Here is a 23,315-nt window from a genome sequence, read left to right as displayed (position 1 = left end):
GCGGCAGGCGGGGAGGAAGACGCGATGTTGCGACAAAACCTCACCTGCGAATGATAAAAATTCTCAAATTATTTTTTTAGCGTCGCTCGATGCGCAGGCGGCCGTCGGCCAGCAAGGTAGTCTTGACCGGCAACAGGGCGGGCAGGGCATTGAGCAGGGCGTCCGGATCGTGGACGTCGAGGTTGCCGGACACCTTGTAGCGGCCAAGCGTCGGGTCGGCCAGCACCACCGGCTGCTGGCGATACAGGCCGAGCTCGTCGATCAGGCTGGCCAGTTCGCGGTTGCGAAAGCTCACGTGGCCCTCGCGCCAGTCGGCCACCTGTTGCTCGCCCAGTTCACGGCGGGTCAGGGTGCCGCGTGCCAGGTCGTAGGTGGCGCCTTGGCGGGCACCGAGCAACAACGGCGGTTGTCGTTCGCCGGGCGTGTCGAACGCTACCTGGCCGTGGGCGACCGCCACCGCCAGTTCGCGGTCGCCCCGGCGCACATCGAAGCCGGTGCCGACCACGCGCACGCGGCCGCTGCCCGCATCGACGAACAGCGGTCGCTCCTTGTCGGGTGCCACCTCGATATACAGCTGGCCATGTTCGAGCTGGATCAGTCGCTGTTCGGCGCTGAAGTCCAGGCGCAGGCGGGTCTGGGCGTTGACATGCAGCTGGCTGCCATCGGGCAGTTGCAGCACCTGCACGGCCTGGCTGGCGCTGATGCGTTGGCTGAGGGCTTCGCTGCCCGCCCCCAGGTTGCCGGCCAGCACCGCGCAGAGCAGGGCCGCCGCCGTTGCCAGGGCCGGACGCCAGCGTGGCGCCCGGCGTACCGGCAAGGGCACGGGGCGATTGGCTTGCTTGAGTGCGGCCAGGTCATCCCACAGCTGTTCGAACTGGCGATAGGCGCGGGTGTGCTCGGGCGTCTGCATCCACCGAGCGAACGCCTTGCGGTCCTGCCGTGAAGGCTGGTTGCGGTTGCGGCTGAACCAGCTCGCCGCCTGGGCGTCGATCGGGCGCGGGTCGAGCTCGTCGGTGGGGGTCATGGGAACTGCTCCGTGCCGTTGTCACTGTCCAGGCGTTGCTTGCATTGCAGCAGGGCGGCGGCGATGTGCTTTTCGACCATGCTGACGGAAATGTTCATGCGTTCGGCGATCTGGGCCTGGGTCAGGCCTTCGAAACGGTGCAGCATAAGGGCTTCGCGGCGTCGCGGCGAGAGTTCTGCGAGCACCTGACGCAATTGATTCAGCCGTTGTTGCTGTTGGGCGTGGTCCAGCGGGTCGTTGGCAGGCGCGCTCTGCTGCTCGGGCAGGGTGTCGTCGGCCAGCGCCGCATGGCGCACTTTCTGCCTGCGCCAATGGTCGCTCAGCAGGTTGCGCGCCACCTGGAACAGGAACGCGCGCGGCTGCTCCACCTTGGCCCGATCCCGGTAACCCAGCCATTGGGCGAAGACATCCTGGGTCATGTCCGCGGCGTCACTGGCATTGTCCATGCGCTTGCGCAGGAAATGCAGGATGTCGGCATAGAAACCGTGGGCGACGGGGTCGGGTTTGGGGCGCTGCATGCACGCTTTCCGGGGCTGGCGGAGAGGAAAGGGTGCGGATCTTATCGAGAATTATTTACATTTGCAAAGTGTGCGGCTCAGCGCCGTCGATCCTGTGCGGCCGGAACGGGGATGGCCAGTTCAGCCAAGCCCAGGGGGTGGCTGGAAGCATCGAAAAAGTGCAGCGGAACCTGCGAAAGATCGCCAAAGCGATCAATGAAGTGCTGCTTCTGATTGATGACCGATGCCTCGCTCAGCGGCCGGATCGCGATGGCCAGGTGCTTGGGCCGCGCCTGGCGAATGGCGTCGAGCAGGTGCTGGTCGCTGGCGTCCAGGTGCTGGCCGAACAAGCATAATCCGTCGTGTTCGCGGGCCAGCTGTCCCAGGCTCCAGGACAGGTAGTCGGAGTTGCGGATGGCGCGCAGCTTGTCTTCGCTGCGGCTTTCGTTGACGAACAGCGGTACTTCGCCGGGAATGTTCACGGCGAAGCCTTCGAGCAGTTCGGCCTGTTCCGCGCTGCGTCGGCGGGTACTGCCGTCGGGCAACTTGAGCAGGTGCATGCCGCCGTGCAGGTGGAGGATGCGGATACCGTCGGCCTGGCTGCGGCGCACGTCGAAGAAACCCTGTTCGTCGAACAGGTTGGCGAAACCTTGCGTATCCTCGGCCACGGCCCAGGGCAGGATCAGGTCGTAGTTGCTGGTGTAGATGTTGCGGTACTGGCGCAGCGCCCGGTTGATGGCCGTGCGCGTCGCGCCGGGGAAGCGCGGCCAGGGCAGATGCACGGCACGCACCGCGTGGATCAGCGCTTCCTTGATCGAGTAGTAGCGGTTCAGCGGCGCGGTGGAGTTGATCGCCAGCGCGGCGTTGGCCCGCACCGTGGTGTTCAGGGTGCTGAGCAGCGGCTCGAACAGCTCACTGCCCAAGGCCTTGAACAATGCCTGGTCGCTCACCCCCAATGCCTTGTGCCGCACCCGCTGGGCTTCCTCGAACAGCGAGAAGTAGCCGAACGGTTTCCACAGCGCGCGGCTGGCACCATTGCCCAGCAGCAGGGCGGTGCTGGGGTGGCGCTGGTTGAGGTCGGCCCAGGTGGGCAAGTGGGCGTCGAGTGCGGGCATGGGCGGTCCATTGGGTGTGGCGGAAAACGCCGGGGACTTTAGCATGTCATGCAGAGTGTGCGAGGCTTGCGCCCTCAAGGACTGCACCGTTGACCTTGCCGGCGTCTTCCAGAGGCCGGCCCCGATCTGCAAAGGACTACCCATGTACAAGACCCTTCTCCTGGCCACCTTGCTGGCAAGTACCGCGGCCCATGCCTCCGACGGCAAGGCCCTCGCCAAGGCCCAGGACATCCCGCATCCGGCCGTGATCGCCCATCGTGGCGCCTCGTTCGACGCGCCCGAGTCCACCACCCCCGCCTATCTGCTGGCCCGTGAACTGGGCGCCGACTACCTGGAAATGGACTTGCAACGCACCCGCGATGGCGTGCTGGTGGTGCTCCACGACGATGTGCTGGCCCGCACCAGCGACGTCGCCGAACGTTACCCCGAGCGCAAGGCGAGCCCGGTCAGCGCCTTCACCTTGGCCGAACTCAAGGCGCTGGACGCCGGCAGCTGGTTCAACAAGGCCTATCCACAGCGTGCCCGCGAAGCGTTCAAGGGCCAGCGTATCCTGACCCTGGACGAAGTGATCGATATCGCCGAAGGCAACCCCGAGCGTCACCCGGGCCTGTACATCGAGACCAAGGAGCCGGCGCAGTTTCCCGGTATCGAGCAGGACCTGAAAAAGCGCCTCGAAGCCCGTGGCTGGCTCGACAAGCCGGGCAAGGTGATCTTGCAGACCTTCGATCGCAACAGCCTCAAGCTGCTGCACGAGGCCATGCCGCAGGTGCCGAAGATCCTCTTGCTGTGGGTGGCCAAGGGCAGCATCGAGCCGGCCTCGGGGCAGGACTTCGCCGAGTCCGGTGAGCAGGACAAGTCGGCCTTCTACGCCCGTCAGCAACCCAAGGACCGTGCCGAGTTCCAGCGCTGGCTCGACTATGCCAAGGCCGGCGGCGCCATTGGTACCGGCCCTTCGGCAATCCGCACTCACCTCGGCGAGCAGAGCTACTCCGACCTGATCCAGCCGTGGATGAACCAGGCCAGCCACGACAAGGGGCTGCTGGTGCACGTGTACACCCTCGACGAGGCGGTGGACTTCGACAAGGCGATGAAAGCCGGCGTCGACGGCATCTTCACCAACCGTGCCGGTGAGCTGATGCGTTTCTATAAACGACCGATGCCACAGAACGAAGGCCAGTTGCTGCGCAAGCTGGGTTACTGATCGGCAACATGATGCTGGCGATGGCCGAATGACATGTGTGAGAATGATAGGAATTCCTATTAAAGGCCCTCGCCACATCCGCAATGACCTCCCTTTCCAGTTGGCAGGCCCGGCCAGCCCTCCAGGCAGCCGTCGACGACCTGCTTGCCCATTACAGTGATCTGCGCCGCTACCTCTGCGGGCGGCTGCGCAACCCTGACGACGCCGCTGATATCGCCCAATCCAGCTTCGCCCAGGCCTACGCCCATGCGCTCAACGCACCGGTAATCAATGCCCGGGCCTTGCTGTTCCAGGCGGCGCGCAACCTGTGCATCGATCAGTACCGGCGGCGCAGCACCGAACTGGCGGCGCTGGAAGACTGGCTGGCACGGGCTGACTGGCTCAGCCCCAGCGTTGAAGAAATCATGATCGCGCGCGAACAGTTGCAGCACCTGATCGCACGCATTGAACGCATGCCCAAACTGCGCCGCGAAGTGTTCGTGCGCGTGCGTCTGCACGGCCACAGCCACCGTGAAGTGTGCGAGGCCCTGGGGCTGTCGGCCAAGTCGGTCGAGTTGCATATCGCCCGGGCGGTCTTCGACCTGTCCGAGCTGCGTCTGGCGAGCCGTCATGACTGAGCCGGCCGCGCCACGCAAGGTGCAGCAGGCGCTGGTCTACCTGGCGGCGCTGCAAGGGGATGATCCCGAACGCGTGCGCAAGACCCATGGCCTGGCGCAGCGCTGGCGCGGTCGCAGCGCCGAGCATGAGCGCGCCTGGCTGGAGGCCGAGCAGCGCTGGCAACTGGTTCACCGCCTCGCCCCGCAACTGCGTGGCGCCTTGCAACCGCAGGCTTGTGATGTGGGGCGTCGGCGGGTGCTGCGCCAGGGCGGCGCGCTGGCCTTGCTGCTGGCCGCAGGTGGTTGGCTGGGCTGGATGTACAAGCGCACCGCAGCGTTCGGCCAGGACCTGCAGACGGCCCACGCGCAAGCGCCGCAGGCCTTGGCACTGCCCGATGGCAGCCAGCTGCTGGTGGCGGCCGAAAGCAACCTGCGGGTGCGCTTCGATCACGGCCAGCGCCAGGTCCTGCTGCTGCACGGCAATGTCTTCTTCGATGTGGCTCATGAGCTGTGGCGGCCATTCCTGATCAGTACCCGCCTGGGCGTGGTACAGGTGCTGGGTACCGCGTTCACGGTCAGCGACCGGGGTGGTCAGGTCCAGGTGGCCGTAGCCAGGGGGCGGGTGCAGGTACGCGACCTGCAGGGTGGCGAACAGGTGCTGCAGGCTGGCGAGCGCATCTGCCTGGAGGGCGAAGGGCGGTTGGGCAGCCTGCGCGCCGGTGGCCAGTACGGGCCAGACCAGGCGCATTGGCAGCGCGGTTGGTGGTCGTTCACCGACCAGCCGCTTGTCGAGGTGATCGGTGAGCTGAACGCTTATGCAGCGCAGGCCGTCAAGGTCGACCCCGGGCTGGTCAACCTGCGATTGACCGGGAGTTTCCCCAGTGACCAGCCTGAGGTATTGCTCGATGCCTTGCCGGGCATCCTGCCGGTCAGCGTGCAGGCGCTGGGCGGGCAACGTCTGATCGTGCCGCGCTGATCCTCTGAAAAACGTTTGAGGGGTAAACCGCCGCTGCCGCGTCATCAGCTGTGAACCCACCTCCTGCAAGGACTGATCATGTCGCTTTTCACCTCCCGCTTCCCCGGCACCCTGCGGCGCCTGGCACTGGCCTGCGCCCTGGGTGGCAGCGGCCTGGCCCTGGCCGATAGCCAGCCGCTGAACCTCGACTTGCCGGGCCAGTCGCTGGAGGCCACGGTGCATGCCCTGGCCCATGCCTCGGGAGTGGCGATCGCCGCCGACAGCCGTGTATTGGCCGGGCGCAGCACGCCTGCCTTGCAGGGGTGCTACACCGTGCTGCAGGCGCTGCGCCAGCTGCTGGCCGGCAGCGACCTGGTGGCGGTGGAGGAAAACGGCGTGATCATCCTGCGCGGCCCGACCGACCAAGGTGCCCTGACCTTGGGGGCGACCACGGTCAACGCCTCTGGCTTCAACAGTGACCTGCCGGAAAGCTACAGTGGCGGCCAGGTGGCCCGCGGCGCGCGCATCGGCATGCTGGGCAATCGCGACCTGATGGACACCCCCTTCAGCGTCACCGCCTACACCGCCAAGACCATCGAGAACCAGCAAAGCGGCACGGTCGGCGCGGTACTGCGCAACGACCCGTCGATCCGCTTCAGCACCGGCGAAGGGCATGCCTACGAGAACTTCATGATCCGCGGCTATGCGCTGGACTCCACCGAGCTGGCGCTGGGTGGCCTTTACGGCCTGGCGCCCGATGGCCATGTGCCGACCGAATTCCTCGAGCGCGTCGAAGTGCTCAAGGGGCCGGGCGCGCTGCTCAATGGCATGGCGCCCAACGGTGGCGTGGGCGGGGTGGTCAACCTGGTACCCAAGCGCGCCGGCGATACGCCGCTGACCCGGCTGACCAGCAGCTATGTGTCCGATGGCTATGTCGCCGAGCATGTCGATGTCGGGCGGCGCTTTGCCGAGGGGCGCTTCGGCATTCGCTTCAATGGGGTCTATGGCAGCGGCGACACCGGCGTCGACGAGCAGTCCAAGGACCGCACCTTGGCGGCGTTGGCACTGGATTACCGAGGGGACGACTTCAAGCTCGAGCTGGATGCCTACGAAAGCCACGAGAAACTGGAGAACGGCAGCCCGATGATGGCCGGCTTCAGTGGCCTCAATCACGTAACCCGCGCACCCAAGCCAGACACCAACATCCTCGAAGGCATCCACGCCCGGCAGATCAGCAAGGCCGTGGTGGTGCGTGGCGAGTACCAGCTCGATGACAGCTGGACCGCCTACGCCAGCGTCGGTGGTGCCCGCACCCGATACGACGGCTTCCTCAACGGCACCCGGGTGGTGGTGAACAAGGCCGACGGCACGGCCACGGGGGAAACCTACAACCAGGCCGGCTACACCCACAGTCTTTCCACCGAGGCCGGCCTGCGCGGCAACTTCATGACCGGTCCGGTCAGCCACCAACTGGTGCTCAGCACCACCTTGCTGCACCAGGACATCGGCCGTGCGCCGACGGTCACCGGCGCCAAGTACCCCACCAATATCTACCACCCGGGCAAGGCGATCATTGCGGGTGACCACGGCAGCAGCGACAAGACCGGCGACAACACCCTGTCGAGCTTTGCCGTGGCAGATACCCTGGGCTTCATGGACGAGCGTGTGCTGCTCACCCTCGGCGTGCGTTCCCAGCGCGTGCGACAGAAGATGAGCAACCCTTCGTACGACGAACGCAAGCTGACCCCCGCCGTGGGTATCGTGCTCAAGCCCTGGGAGGCACCGGTATCGCTGTATGCCAACTACATCGAGGGGCTGACCCAGGGAGGCATGGTCACCGACCAGAAGGCCGCCAACTACGGCGAGCAGTTCGCGCCCTATGTCGCCAAGCAGATGGAGGCCGGGGTGAAGTGGGACCTGGGCGACTTCACCCACACGCTGGCGGTGTTCCAGATCGACAAGCCCAGCATGATCTACGACAAGCCCAGCAATCGTTACAACGATGACGGCGAGCAGCGCAACCGTGGCGTGGAGTGGACGATGTTCGGCGAAGTCGTCCCCAGCGTACGCCTGCTCGGTGGCGTGACCTACACCCGCGCGGTGCTGAGCAAGACCGCCAATGGCGCCATGGACGGCAACACCGCCCGCGGCGTGCCGGCCTGGTCGGCCAACCTCGGCGCCGAGTGGGACCTGCCTGGGGTCGAGGGCCTGACCCTGACCGCCCTGGGTATTCACAGCAGCTCCCAGTACCTCGATTCCGCCAACCAGCTGAAGATCCCGCAGTGGACTCGTTATGACCTGGGCGCACGCTATGCGACCAAGGTGCTGAGCAAGGACGTGACCCTGCGCGCCAGCCTGGAGAACGTCGAGAACCGCGCCTACTGGGCCGGTGTGTTCAACGATGGTTATGCGACGGTCAGCGAACCGCGCACGCTCAAACTCTCCGCCAGCGTCGACTTCTGAGGTGAACATGCAGCGATTGAAGCGCTTGGGCGGAGCATGCCTGCTGGCCACGCTCTATTCGAACCTGGCCCTGGCGAGCACGTACGCCGATCTCGAGGTTGGAAAACCGGTTGCCGGCCAGGTCGGCGCAGCGCATCCGCCAGCCTGGCAAGTGGCGCTCAAGGCTGGGGACCTGGTGCGTGGTCGGCTCGACGGTGACGTCAGCCTGCGCCTGCTGGACGCCGAAGGGCGTCCGTTGCGCCTGCTGATCGACGGCTTGGACCAGCCCCGCGAGTTCCTGTTCGTCGCGGCGCAGGACGGTCGCTACGCGGTGCGCGCCGAACCCCTGGCGATCCGCCCGGCAGCGCGTTTCAGCCTGAGCCTGGAGCAGGTCCTGCCTGCCGGCGAGCAACGCCGTACACCGGCGGCGCTGCTCAGCCCGACCCTGCGCGCCCTGCAGCAGCACCTGGCAACGGGTGGCGCCAGCGAGGCCTTCTGGCAGGCCCGTGCCGTTGAGGGAACGCCATTGGTCGAGGCCATTGCTGGGCAACCCGCCAAGCGCCTGGTCACCTTCCTCTGGCGCGGGGCACGGGACAACGTGAGGATGTTCGGCGCCCCCACAGGCAATCACGAACCGCTGTCCCGGCTGGGCACGAGCGATGTCTGGTTCCACAGTTTCGAGGTACCTGCGACGACCCGCCTGAGTTATCAGATGGCGCCGGATGTGCCGGTGTCCGACGACCGCCGGGTGATCCTGGCCAGTACCCGGCGCGATCCGTTGAACCCGAATACCTTCGCCGACGGCAGTGGCGACGCCTGGTTGTCGCGCTCACGGCTGGAACTTGCGGATGCCCCACCCCAGCCGTGGGTGGCCGAGCGTGCCGGGGTGGCCCGTGGCAGCCTGGAGCGCAGGCGCCTGGCCAGCGAGGTGCTGGGCAACGAGCGCGATATCTACCTCTACCGCCCGGCAGGTTGGCGCCCGGGCAAGGCCGACCAGGCCTTGCTGGTGCTGTTCGATGCCCATGCCTATACCCGCCAGGTGCCGACGCCGACGATACTCGACAACCTGATTGCTGACGGCCTGATCCCGCCCACCGCAGCGCTGATCATCGCCAACCCCAGCAGCGAAAGCCGTGAGCGGGAGTTGCCGCCCAACCCACTGTTCGCAAGGTTCATGGCCGAGGAACTGATGCCTTGGGCCAGCCACCAGGGGCTCGCGGCACCAGCCTCGCGCACCGTGGTGGCAGGGTCCAGCTACGGCGGCCTGGGGTCGGCCTACCTGGGCCTCAGGCACCCGGAGTTGTTCGGCAATGTGCTGAGCATGTCCGGTTCCTACTGGTGGCCGATGGCCGGTGACGAATCTGGCTGGCTAACCCGCGAGTACGTCAAGGCACCACGCCAGCCGTTGCGGTTCTACATGCAGTCGGGTCTGTTCGAAGGACCGAAAATTCTCGACACCAACCGCCACTTGCGCGATGTGTTGCTGGCCAAAGGGTACCGTGTGGAACAGGTGGAGTTTCCGGCTGGGCATGACTATCTGCAGTGGCGGGGGAGCCTGCCCTGTGGGTTGATCAGCTTGCTTGGGCAGGGGACACAGGCTGTTGCGCGGGCTTGTGTGCCGTAATACCGAGCCCACGTCCAGTTCAAGGGACGTCGTGCGTGATCAGTGGGAAAGTGCTTTCAGAACGTGGTCAGGATCGTTGTGGATGGCCCTCAACAGGGCTTTGGCGGGCCCTGTAGGTTCTCGACGTCCCTGTTCCCAGTTACGCAAGGTGGCCACCTGCACGTCGATCATCTCGGCAAAGCGTAGCTGTGATAGCCCGGTCGCCTTGCGGATGCTCTTTACCTGGAGGGCGTCGATTTCGAACTGACGGGAGGGAGGGCGTTGACCTTGGATGATCTCATCCATTTGTTCAACGCTTTCCATCAGTTTGTCGAACAGGTGGTTCATATGACTACCGCGCTTCTATTTTAGATTTGATGGCGTTCCCCGAAGCCTACTGATCATTGCGTGCGTGGATATGTCATTCGCTTCTGTTAGCAATGTAGTCCCCCTCCCTCAATCCGCAGCACCCTCCCGCCGAGCCCTGTTGCGCCATACCCGATACGCCCGAATCCCCGCCCGTACCGAGCCGAACAGCAGTTTCTCCTCCATCTCCCGCGCCATCCCGGAACGCACCAGCATGCGCAGGAAGGTGCCGCGGGCGCGGGCGATGGCGAAGTGGATGCCCTGGGCGGCGAGGGTGTCGCGCACCTCGCGCAGGGCGGCGATGCCGCTGACGTCGATGCTGGTCACAGCTTCCGCATCGAACAGCACCACCTGGGTTTTCTCCACGTTCTGCACGGCTTCGAGCAGGCGCATCTTGAAGTAGTCGGCGTTGAAGAACAGGATCGCGTCGTCGAAGCGGTACACCAGCAGGCCGGGTACGGTACGGGCATCCTTGTGTTGGCGCACGTCCACCTGGCCCTCGATGCCCGGCACCCAGCCAAGCACCGCGTCGGTGGGCTGGTAGATGCTGTAGAGCAGGCGCAGGATGGCCAGGGTCACGGCGAACACGATGCCCGGCAACACGCCCAGGCCGAGTACGCCGACCGTGGTCAGCAGGCACAGCCAGAACTCGAAACGGCTGAGCTTGCGGATGGTCTTGAGCGACTTCACGTCGATCAACCCCCAGCCGGCCATGAGCAGCACCGCGCCCAGCGCAGCCTGGGGAATCCAGGCCATTGGCGCGGTGAAGAACAGCAGGATCAAGGCGATCACCAGTGCGGCAATAATGCCCACCAGTTGGCTCTTGCCGCCGACCATGTCGTTGACTGCGGTGCGCGAGTCGGCGCCGCTGATGGCGAAGCCCTGGGAAATACCGGCGGCCAGGTTGCTCACGCCCAGCGCGAGGAACTCATGGTTGGCGTTGATCGCGTAGCCGTGGCGGGCGGCGAAGCTGCGGGCGGTGAGCATGGCGCTGCAGAAACTGATGGTGGCGATACCCAGGGCGTCGCGCAGCAGGCTCTTGGTTTCCGCCAGGGAGCTCTGTGGCCAGGCCAGCTCGGGAATGCCCGCCGGCACCGGGCCGAGGATCGCCACGCCGAAACGGTCCAGGCCGAACAGTCCGGCAAGGGCGGTGAATACCACCACTGTCACCAGCGCCGCCGGCAGCCGCGGATAGCGCCGTGGCAGCCAGATCAGCAGGCCCAGGCCGGCCAGGCCAATGGCCAGCGTCAGCCAGTGAATCTCGCCCAGGCGCTGGAAGAAGTTGATCAGGCTGAGGATGAAACCGTCGCCTTCGATCTTGAAACCCACCACCTTCGACAACTGCCCGGCGAGCAGGCTCAGGCCGATGCCATTGAGGTAGCCGATGAGGATCGGCCGCGAGAAGAAGCTGGCGATAAAGCCGGCTCGCGCCACCCCGGCGGCGATCAGCATCGCGCCCACCAGCACGGTGACGATCACCGACAGCTCGGCGATGCGTTGCGGGTCGCCCATGGCCAGCGGTGCCACGGCGCCGCCGATCATGGCGCAGGTGGCGGCGTCGGGGCCGACCATCAATTGCCGTGAACTGCCGACCAGGGCATAGACCATCATCGGCAGCACGCAGGCATACAAGCCGTACTGTGGCGGCAGGCCTACGATCTGCGCATAGGCGATGGCGATGGGGATCTGGATCGCGGCCACCGACAGGCCGGCCTGCAGGTCAGCATGGAACCACTCGCGGCGGTAGTGCAGCAGGTTGGCCAGGCCCGGTAGCCAGCGGGAGAGAAACATGCGCAGTCCTTTGGAGGTGTTTCACAAAGCGTAGCGGTCAGGCGCCACGAACGACTGGGCATTCAAGCCAATTGGCGCGGCGATGGCTATGGGCCAGATCAACAAAGGCACGTTGGAAACGAAAAAACAGTCGACGCTCCTTTTGACAGAGACGACGTGGACGGAATACGAGTTGGAGCGGGAGAGTGAATCGAACGGTTATAGGACAAACTTCGGGCAGGGGAGATGAGCGGCCAAGGAATTCGCGAGGAGCGCTTTCATTATCGTTTTTGAGTAAACCATCTGGATCGGTAGCGAATTTGAGTGTTCCGTAGTATTTTTGCGTCTGACGGCTGACGGTATCGTTTTGCGGTTACGGTCAAAAAATATTAGCGTTTTTGGGCTTCCGGTAGAGGTTTTTCCATGCAGGTCGGTTTCAAGGCGTTAGCCACTCGGTACGGAGTTAATCCGGTACAACCTCTGCGCGTCGATTCGGCCATCGGCACAGTGCGAGCAAGCCGCGACACCGGTAGTCAAGTAGAAAACAGGTTTCCGCCCAACTACCGGCCCGACGATGATTTTGCAGGCCACTTCGAGTTCGGGCTCAAATACGAGGAGATTCACCTTGAGTTCTTCGCCCGCCTGTTTGCCGTCGTAGGACCCGAGCCAATCGAAGCTTGGTGCCGGCGTTCCCCTTTTGGCCAGTACGCTCGGCGCACCGGTTTTCTATACGAGTGGCTGACGGGGCAACATCTGGATGTGCCTGATGTGACCAATGGCGCCTATATCGATGCCGTGCCGCCCGCCCACTACCTGATCCGCACGGCGCCGCTTCGATCTCGCCGCTGGCGGGTCAACGACAATCTGCCAGGCACGCCTGGGTTTTGCCCGCTTATCCGGCGAACCGACACCGTGCAGCAAGCCTTGCAGTTTGACCTGAGAGCCGCTTTGGGAGAGCTCGATCAGACCTTCGGCCCCGACATCCTGATGCGGACGGCGAGTTGGTTGACGTTGAAAGAGTCGCGCGCCAGCTTTCTGATTGAGAAAGAGGAAGGCCAAGCTGGCCGCATCCAGCGCTTTGCACATGTCATCGCGCAACACTGCGGCCATATCGATGAACCATTGAGTGACCGAAGTCTGCGTCTCTTGCAGGTAGGTATCCTGGGGCACGATGCATTTGGCCTGGGGTTGCGGCGCTCCCCCGTTTTTGTCGGGCAATCCACGATGCGCGAGAACATCGTGCACTACGTCGCCCCTCATTTTGACGACCTTGCCCCGATGCTTGCTGGCCTCAACGAATTCGAGATGGCCACCCGGGGCGCCGAGTCGCTTGCGCGCGCCGCGGCATTGGCGTTCGGCTTCGTCTACATCCATCCGATGAGAGACGGAAATGGGCGAATCCACCGTTTCCTGATCAACGACACTCTGGTTCGGGACCAGGCGGTTCCGAATGGCGTGATATTGCCTGTTTCAGCAACCATTACCAGCTCGACCGAGTTCCGTGCCGGCTATGATGCGACACTGGAGCAGTTCTCCCGACCATTCATGCGGCGTTATGCGGCATCCTGTCGCTTTGGCACGCTTGTGGCCTACGAAGACGGTACGCCGAGCAACTTCGAGTTCGACGATTACGAAGATGCGCGCTTCGCCTGGCGCTATCCGGATCTGACCGCACATGTTCTCTATACCGCGCGCGTCGTGGAACACACGATTCGAACGCAGATGGCGGAAGAAGCCAGGATCCTTGTCATCTTCCAGCTCGCCCAAGAGCGTTTAAAAGATGTTGTGGAGATGCCAGACCAGGATGCAAGCCGCATCATTCGCGCGGTGAAGGAGAATGGCTGGAATGTTTCAGGCAAGCTCAAGAAGCAATATCCGCAGCTCGACGACGAGCGCCTCGCAGCGCGAATTGTGGATGCCGTTCGGTCGGCGTTTGAAGACCGAGAAGGGCAATGAGGATTGACCTTGGCATTCTCAGCGGTGCTTTGAATTTCAAGCGCAGAAACGAAAAAAGGAGCCGAGGCTCCTTTTGACAGCGACGACGTTATTGGAACGTCGTGCGGGGAATGCGAGATGGAGCGGGTAGAGGGAATCGAACCCTCCTCAATAGCTTGGGAAGCTATAGTTTTACCAATAAACTATACCCGCTTCGAAGCCAGACTTTTTACCAGAACCCTCCTCGAATGAGAAGCCCCAAGCTTGTAAAAAAGCCTGTCGGCGGCCCGTAGCCTGCGGGTGGCGAGGGCTACAGGACGCCGATGCGTTCAGATCGCCAGTGCATGCTGCCCCGGTTCCTGTGCGTAGCGTTGGCGGGATTCACGCAAGGCCGGCTTGAGGAAACCGAGCATGGCATCGCGGGTATCCTCGCAGGCGCTCTTGTGCTCCATGTCCAGGAAGTGGCCGGCCCCGCGGATCACGCTGAACTGGCTGCGCCCCACATGGCGGCTGAACTGGCGCGCATCCTCGACAGTGGTGTACTCGTCGCGGTCGCCGTTGATGAACAGCACCGGGATGTCGATGTTGCGCGCGGCCTTCAGTGCCCGCTCCAGGTCGTGGTCGAGTACCTGGTTGATGTGGAAGTGCATCTGCGCGTACTCATGGCTGTCCAGGCTGCTGACGTGCCGGTAGTTGAAGCGCTTGAACAACGACGGCAGGTACTTGCCGATGGTGTCGTTGACCAGGTTGCCCACCTGGTAGCGGTCGCAGGCGGCGAGGTACTGGCAACCGCGGTCCAGGTAGTCGCGCATCGGTTCGTTGATCACCGGCGAGAACGAGCTGACGATGGCCTTCTTCACCAGCCGCGGCTGGTGCGCCAGGGCCAGCAGGGTGCAGGCGCCGCCCCAGGAGAACGACATCACGTGATCGGCACGGAAGTGCTCGATCAGTTCGAGCAGAATGTGCGCCTCGGTCTCCTTGGTCAGCAACCGTTCATGGCGGTTGTGGGGTTTCGACTTGCCGGCGTATGGCTGGTCGTACAGCACCACGTTGAACTGCGGGTGCAGGTTGCGCACTGTCTGTGCAAAGGACGCCGTCGTGGCCAACGAGCCATTGATCAGGATGATCGTCTTCTCGGCGCCCTGCGCGCGATGGAACTCCGTGTAAACCCGGTACTGCCCTTGGATATCAAGTACAGCGATTTCTGGCCTCATGTCATCGACTCCTGGCGCAAAAAGGGTATTCGCGTCACCTTGTGGCCTGCGTGGTCGCTTGGCGGGCTGGCGCCGAACCGACCGGAATGGCCATCAGGGTGCACGTGCTTTATGACAGGTAGGCATTCGCCTGGAACTGAAAACCGGTGGGCCCTTGTGTCGATCCTTGACGCTGGTGTCGACGGTATTGTTGTGGCGGGCGATTACCGTGCCCCAGGGCATCGAGACCCCGGGTGGCCGGTAAAGGGCGTCTTGGACTACGGTTGTGACTGGTTGGTCACATGCAGACCGACGAGTTAGCAGTCAAGCAGCGCGGGCAGGATCGCGCAAGTGCCGTCGGGACAATCTTTCGTGGGAAACCGCCGAATGGTGATCGGCTCAGACCGAGGCGATTTCCGCGTCGGTCAGCGCCCTGAACTCTCCGGGATGCAATATCGGGTCCAGTGTGATCGACCCCATGCTTTCCCGATGCAGCGCCACCACCTTGTTCTGGAAGTGTCCGAACATCCGCTTCACCTGGTGATAGCGGCCCTCGACGATGGTCAGGCGCGCGCTGCGCGGGCCGAGGATATCCAGCTGCGCGGGCAGGGTGGTGAGGTCTTCGAAGGCGAAGTAGAAGCCTTCACGGAACCTGTCGACGTAGTGCGCACCAATCTCGTCCTCGGTGTGCACCAGATAGGTCTTGGGCTGCTTGGTCAGGGGCTGGGTCAGGCGCCGCGACCACTGGCCATCGTTGGTCAGGATCATCAGCCCGGTGGTGTTGTAGTCCAGGCGCCCGGCGATGTGCAGCTCATCGCGCAGCGCCGCCGGCAGCAGGTCGAGCACGGTGCGGTGCTGCGGGTCCTGGGTGGCGCTGACGCAACCGCTTGGCTTGTGCAGCATCAGGTAGCGTGCCGGGCGCCCGGCCTGGTGGACCTGCTCGTCCACTTCGACGCGGCTGAATTCACGCACTTCCAGCAGCGGGTCGGCGGTCGTCATGCCGTCCACGCGCACACGCCCTTGCGCCAGCAGCAAGCGCACTTGCTGGCGGTTGTAGCAGGGCAGGTTGCCGAGGAATCGGTCGAGGCGCATGGAGGGTCGTTTGCGGGAAATCGGCGCGCAGTCTAACGGATAGTGCGCGCCTGCGCTGCCTTGAGCTGCGCGTCCACCTGTGCGCAGCGCGGACACAGGCAGGCCTTGTCGCGCAGTTCGGCGGGCAGGGCTTCGATGACTGCCGAGTCGATGACCACCTCGAAGCACCAGCAGCCTTGCGTGGCGTTGCGCGGATCGGCCAGGCCGCATTGGTTGAGGGCGCCGCAGGCGGGGCAGCGTTGGGGGTCAGGCATGGTCGGTTCCGGGCATCTCGCTGCAGACGCGGTTGCGTCCACCTTGTTTGGCACGATAGAGGGCGTGGTCGGCGCGGGTCAGCAGATTGTGCAGGCTGTCGCCGCGCTGCAGGGCGGACAGGCCGATGCTCGCGGTCAGGCGCAGTGGCTGGTCGGCATAGCTGAAGGTCAGCTGCTCGGTGCGCCGACGGATCTTCTCCGCCACTTCGATGGCCTGGCGGCCTTCGGCTTCACGCAGCAGCACGATGAACTCCTCGCCGCCCCAGCGGCAGAGTATATCGGACTGGCGCAGGCTGCTCTGCAGCACATTGGCGAACTGGCGCAGCACTTCGTCGCCGGCCAGGTGGCCGTGGGTATCGTTGAGGGCCTTGAAATGATCGAGGTCGATCAGCAGGGCGACCAGCGGCGCGCTGTCGCGCTGGGCCTCGACCAGCGCCTGGCCGGCCAGCAGGTCGAAGCTGCGGCGGTTGGGCAGGCCGGTGAGGCTGTCGAGGGTGGCCAGCGCCTCGGCGTTGTCCTGGTGGCGCTTGACCATGGCGTTGAGCAGCGACAGCACGACCAGGGTGATCATCGCGCAGATCGCCAGGTTCAGGTACAGCGACTGGCGGATGCGCTCCAGGGCGCCGGTCTCGCGCTTGTCCACCAGCAGGTACCAGCCCAGCTCCGGCAGCAGGCGCACGTTGAGGAAGTGGCTGTGGCCGTCGTTGTCGGTGTACTCATGGCTGCCGGTGGTGGGTGTCGGCATGCGCGCCAGCAACGCCTGCCACTGGTTGCTGTCGGCCAGTTGCTGGCCGGCGCGCAGGCCGTGGGGGCCACCGTCGGAGCCGGTCAGCAGGACCTTGCCCTGGGCATCGGTGAACAGCACCGAACGCTGGTACCTGCGTTGATAGTCGTCGATCAGGCGCACCACCGACTCCACGCTCAGGCCCACCCCGGCGGCGCCGATGAAGCGTTGCTGGTAGTCGAGCACGCGGTGGTTGATGAACACGGTGAGCTTGTCCTGGTTGGCCATGTCCAGGTCGACATTGATCTCGTAGGGTTTGTTCGACTGGCGCAGGCGGAAGTACCAGGCGTCGCGCCAGGCATCGGGGCGTACCTGCTTGAGCACGCCCTTGGCCTGGTAGTAGGTGAGGCTGCGGTCGGAAACGAAGAAGCTGGTGCAGGTGACCTGGCTGCCCATCACTTCGCCGAGGTAGCGGGTGACGCGCGTGGTGTCCTGCTCGCCGCCCAGCACCCAGTCCCGCAGGAAGGTGTCCTGGGCCATCATCGATGAGATCAGCACCGGGCGAATCAGGTCTTTCTGGATTTCCGAATAGACCGTGTCGGAGGTCAGCGGCAGTTCGGTGTTGACGATCCCGTCGCGGATCGCCCCGCGCGAGGCGTAGTAGCTCAACAGCGAGGTGGCCAGGAAGCCGCAGGCCAGCAACAGCAGCAGGGCAAGGATCAGCGAGCGTTGCGAGAACAGGGCGGAGGGCGAAGGCATGATCTTCCCGTGAAGTGTGCCGGTGGCCACATTCTAGTGAGATGACCGAAAAATGACTGCATGTTTTTCAGGGTTATACGACCTGTTTCAATTTGTTGCAGAAATGGCACCGAACCCTGGCGCGACTGTCTTATCCAGTGTCGATGAACGCATTGCCGTCGACGCCCGCCAGCGCCGCTGTGCCGGGCACCCCTGCGGTCCAGGAGGCCGCCATGTACCCACGAATCCTGCTCATCGTCCTGCTCGGACTGCTGACATCCGCCTGCGCCCCTTACTATGCGGACAACGGCTACTACCGCCGTGACTACTACACCAGCGATCGCTACGTTTACCCTGGCTACTACCGCCAGGATCGCTACTATGTGGCGCCGCAGCCACGCTATTACTACCAGCCCGCGCCGCGTTACTACCAGCCCGCGCCGCGTTACTACCGGCCCGCACCGGTGCCGCAGTACCGCCCTTATCCGGCGCCCGGCGTGCAGCCGCGCTGGCAAGGCAACCCGCGCTACGACTATGGCAACCGCCAGCGCTACGACTATGGGCGCGATCGCGACCGCCACGACTATCGCAATGACGATCGCCGAGGAGGTGATCGCTGGCATTCGAACGGGCAGGGCAATCGCGACCGTCGACCAGACGGCGGACGAGGTGGCGAGCGGGGCTGGTCGCGTTGACCGCGTGCGGACAGGCCCCGCGATGCGTCATCCCAGTTCCGCCAGCGGGTGCCGCCCCTCCCAGACCTTGCTGAAATGTGCCTCCACCACCGCCGCTGGCACCTGCGCCACATCCGGCCAGTGCCAGTGCGGGGTGTTGTCCTTGTCCAGCAGGCGGGCGCGCACCCCTTCGCTGAACTCCGGGTGACGGCAGCAGTTCAGGCTCATCGTGTACTCCATCTGGAACACCTGGGCCAGCGAAAGGTGCCGTGCCCGGCGGATCTGTTCCCATACCAGGTGCGCCGTCAGCGGGCAGCCCTCATGCAGGCGCTGACCCGCCGCCGCCAGCAACGGATCGGCATGCCGGGCCAGGCCGGCCAATGCCCGCCAGGCCGCGACGGGGTCGGCCACGTCGAGCACTTCGTCGATCACGGCCCGACGTGCCAGCCATTGCCCATCGGGCAGCTCCACGCAGGCACGGTGCTGTTCGGCCTTGAGCAGGCTGTTGAGCTGCAGGGCGGTCTGCTCCTGCCAGTTCAACTGCAGCAGCTCTTCGATCAGCGCCTCCTGCTGGTGCTCGCCCAGGAAGCGGTCGGCGAGGCCCAGGTCCAGCGCGTCGCGGGCATTGAGGGGCGCGCCGGTCAGCCCCAGGAACAGGCCAAGCTTGCCGGGCAGGCGGGCCAGGAACCAGCTGGCGCCGACGTCGGGATACAGGCCGATGCTGATCTCGGGCATGGCCAGGCGACTGCTGGGGGTGACGATGCGCACCGCGGCGCCTTGCAGCAGGCCCATGCCGCCGCCCAGCACGTGGCCATGGCCCCAGCACAGCAGGGGCTTGGGGTAGGTGTGCAGGTGATGGTCGAGACGGTACTCACTGGCGAAGAAGGTGGCCGCAAGCGGCGGTACGCTACCGGGGTGTTCGCGGCACGCCTGGACCAGCGCCCGCACGTCGCCGCCGGCACAGAAGGCCTTCGGCCCGTTGCCGCGCAGCAGCACGCAGACGATCCCGGGGTCGCTGGCCCAGGCGCGCAGCCGTTCGTCGAGCACTTCGATCATGGGCAACGTCAGGGCATTGAGCGCCTTGGGCGCGTCAAGGGTGGCGATGCCGATACGGGCGCCGTCGGCACCGGTCAATACCTCGCATTGAATGGACATGGGCTACCTCGCGCAAATCATCCCCTCAGTATGGCCTGCCGCGCCGAAGCTGCCGGTCGTCGGTCGGATCGATTGACAAGCCGGCCAGGCTTTCCTAGTGTCGCGGCACTTTGCTTTTGGATGCCCCCATGACCGACGACGATCGCATCAAACTCGAGCCCAGCTGGAAAGCCGCGCTGCGTGCCGAGTTCGACCAGCCCTACATGCATCAGCTACGCGAGTTCCTGCGCGGCGAATACGCCGCCGGCAAGGAGATCTACCCGCCCGGGCCGCTGATCTTCAACGCCCTGAACTCCACGCCGCTGGAGCAGGTCAAGGTGGTCATCCTCGGCCAGGACCCGTACCACGGCCCGGGCCAGGCCCATGGCCTGTGTTTCTCGGTGCAGCCGGGCATCGCCACGCCGCCGTCGCTGGTCAATATCTACAAGGAGCTGCAGCGCGACCTCAACCTGCCGATCCCCAGCCACGGCTACTTGCAGAGCTGGGCGGAGCAGGGCGTGTTGCTGCTCAACACCACCATGACCGTGGAGCGGGCCAATGCGGCTTCGCATGCGAAGAAGGGGTGGGAATTCTTCACCGACCGGATCATCCAGGTGGTCAGCGAGCAGTGCCCGAACGTGGTGTTCCTGCTATGGGGCGCGCATGCGCAGAGCAAGCAGAAGCTGATCGATGCCAGCAAGCACCTGGTGCTCAAGTCGGTGCACCCGTCGCCGTTGTCGGCCTACCGCGGGTTCTTTGGTTGCGGGCATTTCAGCCGCACCAACAGCTTCCTCGAGCAGCGCGGCATGGCGCCGATCAATTGGGCGTTGCCACCGTTGTGACCTGAAAAGAGGGCCGCGAAGCGGCCCATCTTGCTCAGTGCCTGGCCCACTGCCGGAACAACGGCTCGGCCAGGAACAGCACGAACAGCAAGCGCATCACCTGCAGCGCCGTCACCAGCGGCACCGACAGTTGCAAGGTCTCGGCCGTCAGGCTCATCTCGGCGATGCCCCCGGGCATCATGCCCAGGGTCAGCGAGCGCAGGTCCAGGTGCGTCAGCAGGCTCAGCGCCCAGGCCGCGCCGGCGGCGATCAGCATGCACAACGCCGTGGCCAGCAGGGTGCGCCCCAGGAACGATGGCGCCCGGCGGAAGAACGCCCGGTTGAAGTGGCAGGCCAGGCCACTGCCGATCAACCACTGGCCGATCTGGCTGGCGCCGTTGGGCAGGCCGATCTGCAGGTTACCCGCCAGGCTTATGCCGGCAGCCACCAGCAACGGCCCGAACAGCCAGGGGTTGGGTTGGCGCAGGCGTTGCCACAGCAGTGCCATGAGCACCCCAAGCGGCGCAATCAACGCCAGCCAGCCCCAGCTCACGCTGCCGGCATGGTTCAGCGGCACGCCATCGCCCAGCAGCAGTTTGAACAGCGCCGGCACGCACAGCACCACCGCCAGCACCCGCAGGCTCTGCGCCGCGGCCACCTGGCTGAGCACCGCGCCATTGCGCGCGCCGAGGTTGACCATCTCGCCCGAGCCGCCCGGCATGCTGGCGAAGAACGCCGTTGCCCGGTCTTCACCGGTGCGCCGCAGCAGCCACACGCTGATCACGCTGGAGACGGTGGTGAACAGCGCGCCGAAAAAGATCAGCGCGAAGTGGCTGGCCACCTGTTCGATCACCGCCGGGGTGAAGTGCAGGCCGATGCCGATGCCGATGATCCACTGCCCGCACTTGCGGCCATTGGGGATTTCACTGAGCTGCCAGGGGGTCAGGCAGCGCACCAGGATGATCGCCAGCAACGAGCCGACCATCCACGGCAAGGGCCAGCCGACCTTGCTGGCGGCAAAACCGCCCGCAAGGCCGACCAGCCCGGTGGCCCAGAACAGTGGCAACGACCGGTCAGGCATCGGCCATGGCCCGGCGCTGCAGGGCACGTTTGCGCCAGATGCGCAGCAGCGGCAGGCTCAACATGCAGACCACCAGCACCCACACGCCCATGCTGATCGGGCTCGACCAGAGGATGCCCAGCTCGCCATTGGAGATTGACAGCGCGCGACGCAGGTTCTGCTCCATCAGCCCGCCGAGGATGAAGCCCAGCAGGATCGGCGACAGCGGGAAGTCCAGCTTGCGCAGGATGTAGCCCATGATGCCGATGCCGACCATCAGGAACAGGTCGAAGGTGGTGGCATGCACCGCGTACACGCCGATCGCGGTGATGATCGCGATCACCGGCACCAGTGCCCAGTTCGGCACGGCAAGGATGCGGGTGAAGATGCGGATCATCGGGATGTTCAGGATCACCAGCATGATGTTGGCGATGAACAACGAGGCGATCAGGCCCCAGACGATGTCCGGTTGCTGTTCGAACAACAGCGGGCCGGGGGTGATGTTGTACAGCGTCAGGGCGCCGATCATCACCGCGGTGGTGCCCGAGCCTGGCACGCCCAGGGTCAGCATCGGCACCAGGGCGCCGCAGCAGGAGGCGCCGATGGCGGTTTCCGGGGCAGCCAGGCCGCGGGCGTCGCCCTTGCCGAACTTGCCTTTTTCGCCGGCGATGCGCTTCTCGGTCATGTAGGCCACGGCACTGGCCAGGGTCGCGCCAGCGCCCGGCAGCACACCCATGAAGAAGCCAAGCAGGCCGCAGCGGATGTTGACGGCGAACACCGACGCCGCTTCCTTGAGGTTGAACAGCATGCGCCCGGTGGCCTTGACCGCCACATGGCCATGGTGGGTCTTCTCCAGCAGCAGGAGGATCTCGCTGATCGAGAACAGCCCCAGCACCAGCACCACGAACTGGATGCCGTCGGCCAGGTGCACGCTGTCACCGGTGAAGCGGTACACGCCGCTGTTGGCGTCGATACCCACCGCCGAGAGGAACAGGCCGATCAGCGCGGCAATGAACGTCTTCAGTGGTTTGTCGCCGGCCATGCCGCCGAGGGCGACGATGGCGAACACCATCAGCACGAAGTACTCCGCCGGACCGAAGGCGATTGCCCATTTCGCCAGCAGCGGGGCGAACAGCACCATGCCGCAGGTGGCGATGAAGGCACCGATGAACGAGCTCCAGGCCGACAGCGACAGGGCCACGCCGGCCAGGCCCTGGCGGGCCATGGGGTAGCCGTCGAGGGTGGTCATCACGGTGGAGGCTTCGCCCGGGATGTTCAGCAGGATCGAACTGATCCGCCCGCCGTACTCGCAGCCCAGGTACACGGCGGCCAGCAGGATCAGCGCCGACTCCGGCGGCAGGCCGAGGGCGAAGGCGATAGGGATCAGCAGGGCCACGCCGTTGATCGGGCCCAGGCCCGGCAGCAGGCCGACCACGGTGCCGATCAGGGTGCCGGTCAGGGCGGTGACCAGGTTGTACGGGCTCAGGGCGACGCCGAAGCCCTGGCCCAGGTAGCTCAAGGTATCCATGTGTCAGTTCTCCAGTACGTCGAGCAGGCCGAGGGGCAGGGGGACGTCCATCACCCGGTCGAACAGCCAGTAGAGGAAGATGCTCATGCCCACCACCACGATGGCGCTGTGCAGCCAGCGGCCACCGTACAGGCGGGCCATGGGCAGGCCGACCAGGATGGCGCTGAGGATGAAGCCCAGCGCTTCGAAGGTGGCGGCGAAGACGATCAGCAGGCCGACGCAGGCGGCGATCTTGATCAGGGTCTCGCGGTCCAGCTCCGGTTCGTCGTCCTTGCGCACGATCGGCGTAGGGCGAATGGCCAGGTACAGCAGGCCCAGGCTCATCAGGCCAAGCATCAGCAGCGGGTAGGCGCGTGGGCCCACCGGTTCATAGGAGAAGGCAGCCTGGTAGGGCCAGGCCATCACGGCCAGCACGGCGCACAGCGCCAGCAGGACGAGGGCGAAGAGGCGTTGCAGGATCATGTAGAAATCCTCGAAAAGGATTGCCGAAGCACAACTCGGGATCTGTGCTGGCCGTATCGCTGGCAAGCCAGCTCCCACAGGACATCCGTCGCTTCAGAACCTCGCGCAGGCCCTGTGGGAGCCGGCTTGCC

The 23,315-nt window shown here is 64.9% G+C and carries 21 protein-coding genes and 1 tRNA gene; 8 read left to right on the top strand and 14 right to left on the bottom strand.

All coding sequences use genetic code 11. The features are described from left to right. Positions 1–76 precede the first annotated feature (76 nt). The 3 genes from CCOS191_RS21350 to CCOS191_RS21340 all read right to left on the bottom strand — a co-directional run bounded on the left by CCOS191_RS21350 (position 77) and on the right by CCOS191_RS21340 (position 2,636). On the bottom strand, positions 77–1,024 hold the full coding sequence (locus CCOS191_RS21350) for a FecR family protein (protein WP_046856896.1): 948 nt from the start codon (positions 1,022–1,024) through the stop codon (positions 77–79). Then, the gene (locus tag CCOS191_RS21345) at positions 1,021–1,542 is read right to left on the bottom strand and encodes an RNA polymerase sigma factor (protein ID WP_046856895.1); all 522 of its coding nucleotides are present in this window, start codon (positions 1,540–1,542) and stop codon (positions 1,021–1,023) included. The genes CCOS191_RS21350 and CCOS191_RS21345 overlap by 4 nt, the downstream gene beginning before the upstream one ends. Before the next feature lie 77 nt (positions 1,543–1,619). After that, positions 1,620–2,636 carry a DUF4917 family protein gene (locus CCOS191_RS21340; RefSeq protein ID WP_046856894.1) on the bottom strand — a complete coding sequence of 339 codons (1,017 nt, stop codon included), beginning with the start codon at positions 2,634–2,636 and terminating at the stop codon, positions 1,620–1,622. A 142-nt stretch (positions 2,637–2,778) separates the two neighbouring features. Between CCOS191_RS21340 and CCOS191_RS21335 the strand changes: the two genes are divergently transcribed. The 5 genes from CCOS191_RS21335 (at position 2,779) to CCOS191_RS21315 (ending at position 9,454) form a co-directional block, all read left to right on the top strand. Beyond that, positions 2,779–3,837 carry a glycerophosphodiester phosphodiesterase gene (locus CCOS191_RS21335; protein ID WP_046856893.1) on the top strand — a complete coding sequence of 353 codons (1,059 nt, stop codon included), beginning with the start codon at positions 2,779–2,781 and terminating at the stop codon, positions 3,835–3,837. 83 nt (positions 3,838–3,920) lie between these two features. Next, positions 3,921–4,454: an RNA polymerase sigma factor gene (locus CCOS191_RS21330; RefSeq protein ID WP_046856892.1), complete on the top strand. Its 534-nt coding sequence runs from the start codon at positions 3,921–3,923 to the stop codon at positions 4,452–4,454. Further along, positions 4,447–5,409 (top strand): FecR family protein, encoded by a 963-nt coding sequence (locus CCOS191_RS21325; protein WP_046856891.1) that lies wholly within the window; start codon positions 4,447–4,449, stop codon positions 5,407–5,409. The genes CCOS191_RS21330 and CCOS191_RS21325 overlap by 8 nt, the downstream gene beginning before the upstream one ends. Positions 5,410–5,487: 78 nt before the next feature. Next, a complete protein-coding gene (locus tag CCOS191_RS21320) occupies positions 5,488–7,851 on the top strand; it encodes a TonB-dependent receptor (RefSeq protein ID WP_046856890.1) in 2,364 nt (787 codons plus the stop codon). Between the two features lie 7 nt (positions 7,852–7,858). Beyond that, on the top strand, positions 7,859–9,454 hold the full coding sequence (locus tag CCOS191_RS21315) for an alpha/beta hydrolase (protein WP_046856889.1): 1,596 nt from the start codon (positions 7,859–7,861) through the stop codon (positions 9,452–9,454). 39 nt (positions 9,455–9,493) lie between these two features. On the opposite strand, the gene nadS is transcribed toward CCOS191_RS21315, so the two are convergent. Together nadS and CCOS191_RS21305 are read right to left on the bottom strand one after the other, a co-directional pair. Then, positions 9,494–9,781 carry a NadS family protein gene (gene nadS, locus CCOS191_RS21310; protein ID WP_046856888.1) on the bottom strand — a complete coding sequence of 96 codons (288 nt, stop codon included), beginning with the start codon at positions 9,779–9,781 and terminating at the stop codon, positions 9,494–9,496. 108 nt (positions 9,782–9,889) lie between these two features. Continuing rightward, positions 9,890–11,590 (bottom strand): SulP family inorganic anion transporter, encoded by a 1,701-nt coding sequence (locus CCOS191_RS21305; RefSeq protein WP_046856887.1) that lies wholly within the window; start codon positions 11,588–11,590, stop codon positions 9,890–9,892. 402 nt (positions 11,591–11,992) lie between these two features. On the opposite strand from CCOS191_RS21305, the gene CCOS191_RS21300 reads away from it, so the two are divergent. Continuing rightward, positions 11,993–13,525, top strand: a complete 1,533-nt coding sequence (locus CCOS191_RS21300) for a Fic family protein (RefSeq protein ID WP_046856886.1) — start codon at positions 11,993–11,995, stop codon at positions 13,523–13,525. A gap of 118 nt (positions 13,526–13,643) precedes the next feature. Here the strand turns inward: CCOS191_RS21300 and CCOS191_RS21295 are convergent. The 5 genes from CCOS191_RS21295 to CCOS191_RS21275 all read right to left on the bottom strand — a co-directional run bounded on the left by CCOS191_RS21295 (position 13,644) and on the right by CCOS191_RS21275 (position 17,526). After that, a tRNA-Gly gene (locus CCOS191_RS21295) sits at positions 13,644–13,717 on the bottom strand. 116 nt (positions 13,718–13,833) lie between these two features. Beyond that, positions 13,834–14,718 (bottom strand): alpha/beta fold hydrolase, encoded by an 885-nt coding sequence (locus tag CCOS191_RS21290; protein ID WP_046856885.1) that lies wholly within the window; start codon positions 14,716–14,718, stop codon positions 13,834–13,836. A 378-nt stretch (positions 14,719–15,096) separates the two neighbouring features. Beyond that, a complete protein-coding gene (locus CCOS191_RS21285; protein WP_046856884.1) occupies positions 15,097–15,789 on the bottom strand; it encodes a pseudouridine synthase in 693 nt (230 codons plus the stop codon). 32 nt (positions 15,790–15,821) lie between these two features. Then, positions 15,822–16,043, bottom strand: coding sequence for a cysteine-rich CWC family protein (locus tag CCOS191_RS21280; RefSeq protein ID WP_046856883.1), 222 nt, complete (start codon positions 16,041–16,043; stop codon positions 15,822–15,824). Then, a complete protein-coding gene (locus CCOS191_RS21275) occupies positions 16,036–17,526 on the bottom strand; it encodes a sensor domain-containing diguanylate cyclase (RefSeq protein ID WP_046856882.1) in 1,491 nt (496 codons plus the stop codon). The genes CCOS191_RS21280 and CCOS191_RS21275 overlap by 8 nt, the downstream gene beginning before the upstream one ends. 212 nt (positions 17,527–17,738) lie before the next feature. Here CCOS191_RS21275 and CCOS191_RS21270 point away from each other — a divergent pair, with 212 nt between their 5' ends. After that, the gene (locus CCOS191_RS21270; RefSeq protein WP_046856881.1) at positions 17,739–18,200 is read left to right on the top strand and encodes a hypothetical protein; all 462 of its coding nucleotides are present in this window, start codon (positions 17,739–17,741) and stop codon (positions 18,198–18,200) included. Positions 18,201–18,227: 27 nt separating this feature from the next. Here CCOS191_RS21270 and CCOS191_RS21265 read toward each other — a convergent pair whose 3' ends face one another. Next, positions 18,228–19,334, bottom strand: coding sequence for an enoyl-CoA hydratase/isomerase family protein (locus CCOS191_RS21265; RefSeq protein WP_046856880.1), 1,107 nt, complete (start codon positions 19,332–19,334; stop codon positions 18,228–18,230). A 128-nt stretch (positions 19,335–19,462) separates the two neighbouring features. Here CCOS191_RS21265 and ung point away from each other — a divergent pair, with 128 nt between their 5' ends. Beyond that, positions 19,463–20,155: a uracil-DNA glycosylase gene (ung, locus tag CCOS191_RS21260; RefSeq protein WP_046856879.1), complete on the top strand. Its 693-nt coding sequence runs from the start codon at positions 19,463–19,465 to the stop codon at positions 20,153–20,155. A gap of 34 nt (positions 20,156–20,189) precedes the next feature. Here the strand turns inward: ung and CCOS191_RS21255 are convergent, their stop codons facing one another. The 3 genes from CCOS191_RS21255 to CCOS191_RS21245 are packed head-to-tail and all read right to left on the bottom strand — an operon-like array spanning position 20,190 to position 23,184. Then, positions 20,190–21,215 carry an AbrB family transcriptional regulator gene (locus CCOS191_RS21255; protein WP_046856878.1) on the bottom strand — a complete coding sequence of 342 codons (1,026 nt, stop codon included), beginning with the start codon at positions 21,213–21,215 and terminating at the stop codon, positions 20,190–20,192. Continuing rightward, a complete protein-coding gene (locus CCOS191_RS21250) occupies positions 21,208–22,722 on the bottom strand; it encodes a tripartite tricarboxylate transporter permease (RefSeq protein WP_046856877.1) in 1,515 nt (504 codons plus the stop codon). The genes CCOS191_RS21255 and CCOS191_RS21250 overlap by 8 nt, the downstream gene beginning before the upstream one ends. A 3-nt stretch (positions 22,723–22,725) precedes the next feature. Then, entirely contained in the window at positions 22,726–23,184 is a 459-nt protein-coding gene (locus CCOS191_RS21245; protein ID WP_046856876.1) for a tripartite tricarboxylate transporter TctB family protein, read from the bottom strand. Positions 23,185–23,315: the final 131 nt, after the last annotated feature.

Source organism: Pseudomonas sp. CCOS 191, assembly GCF_001007005.1.
GTDB classification, from domain to species: domain Bacteria; phylum Pseudomonadota; class Gammaproteobacteria; order Pseudomonadales; family Pseudomonadaceae; genus Aquipseudomonas; species Aquipseudomonas soli.
The sequence above is the reverse complement of the archived record's forward strand: the minus strand, read 5'-3'. Positions and strand labels throughout refer to the sequence as shown.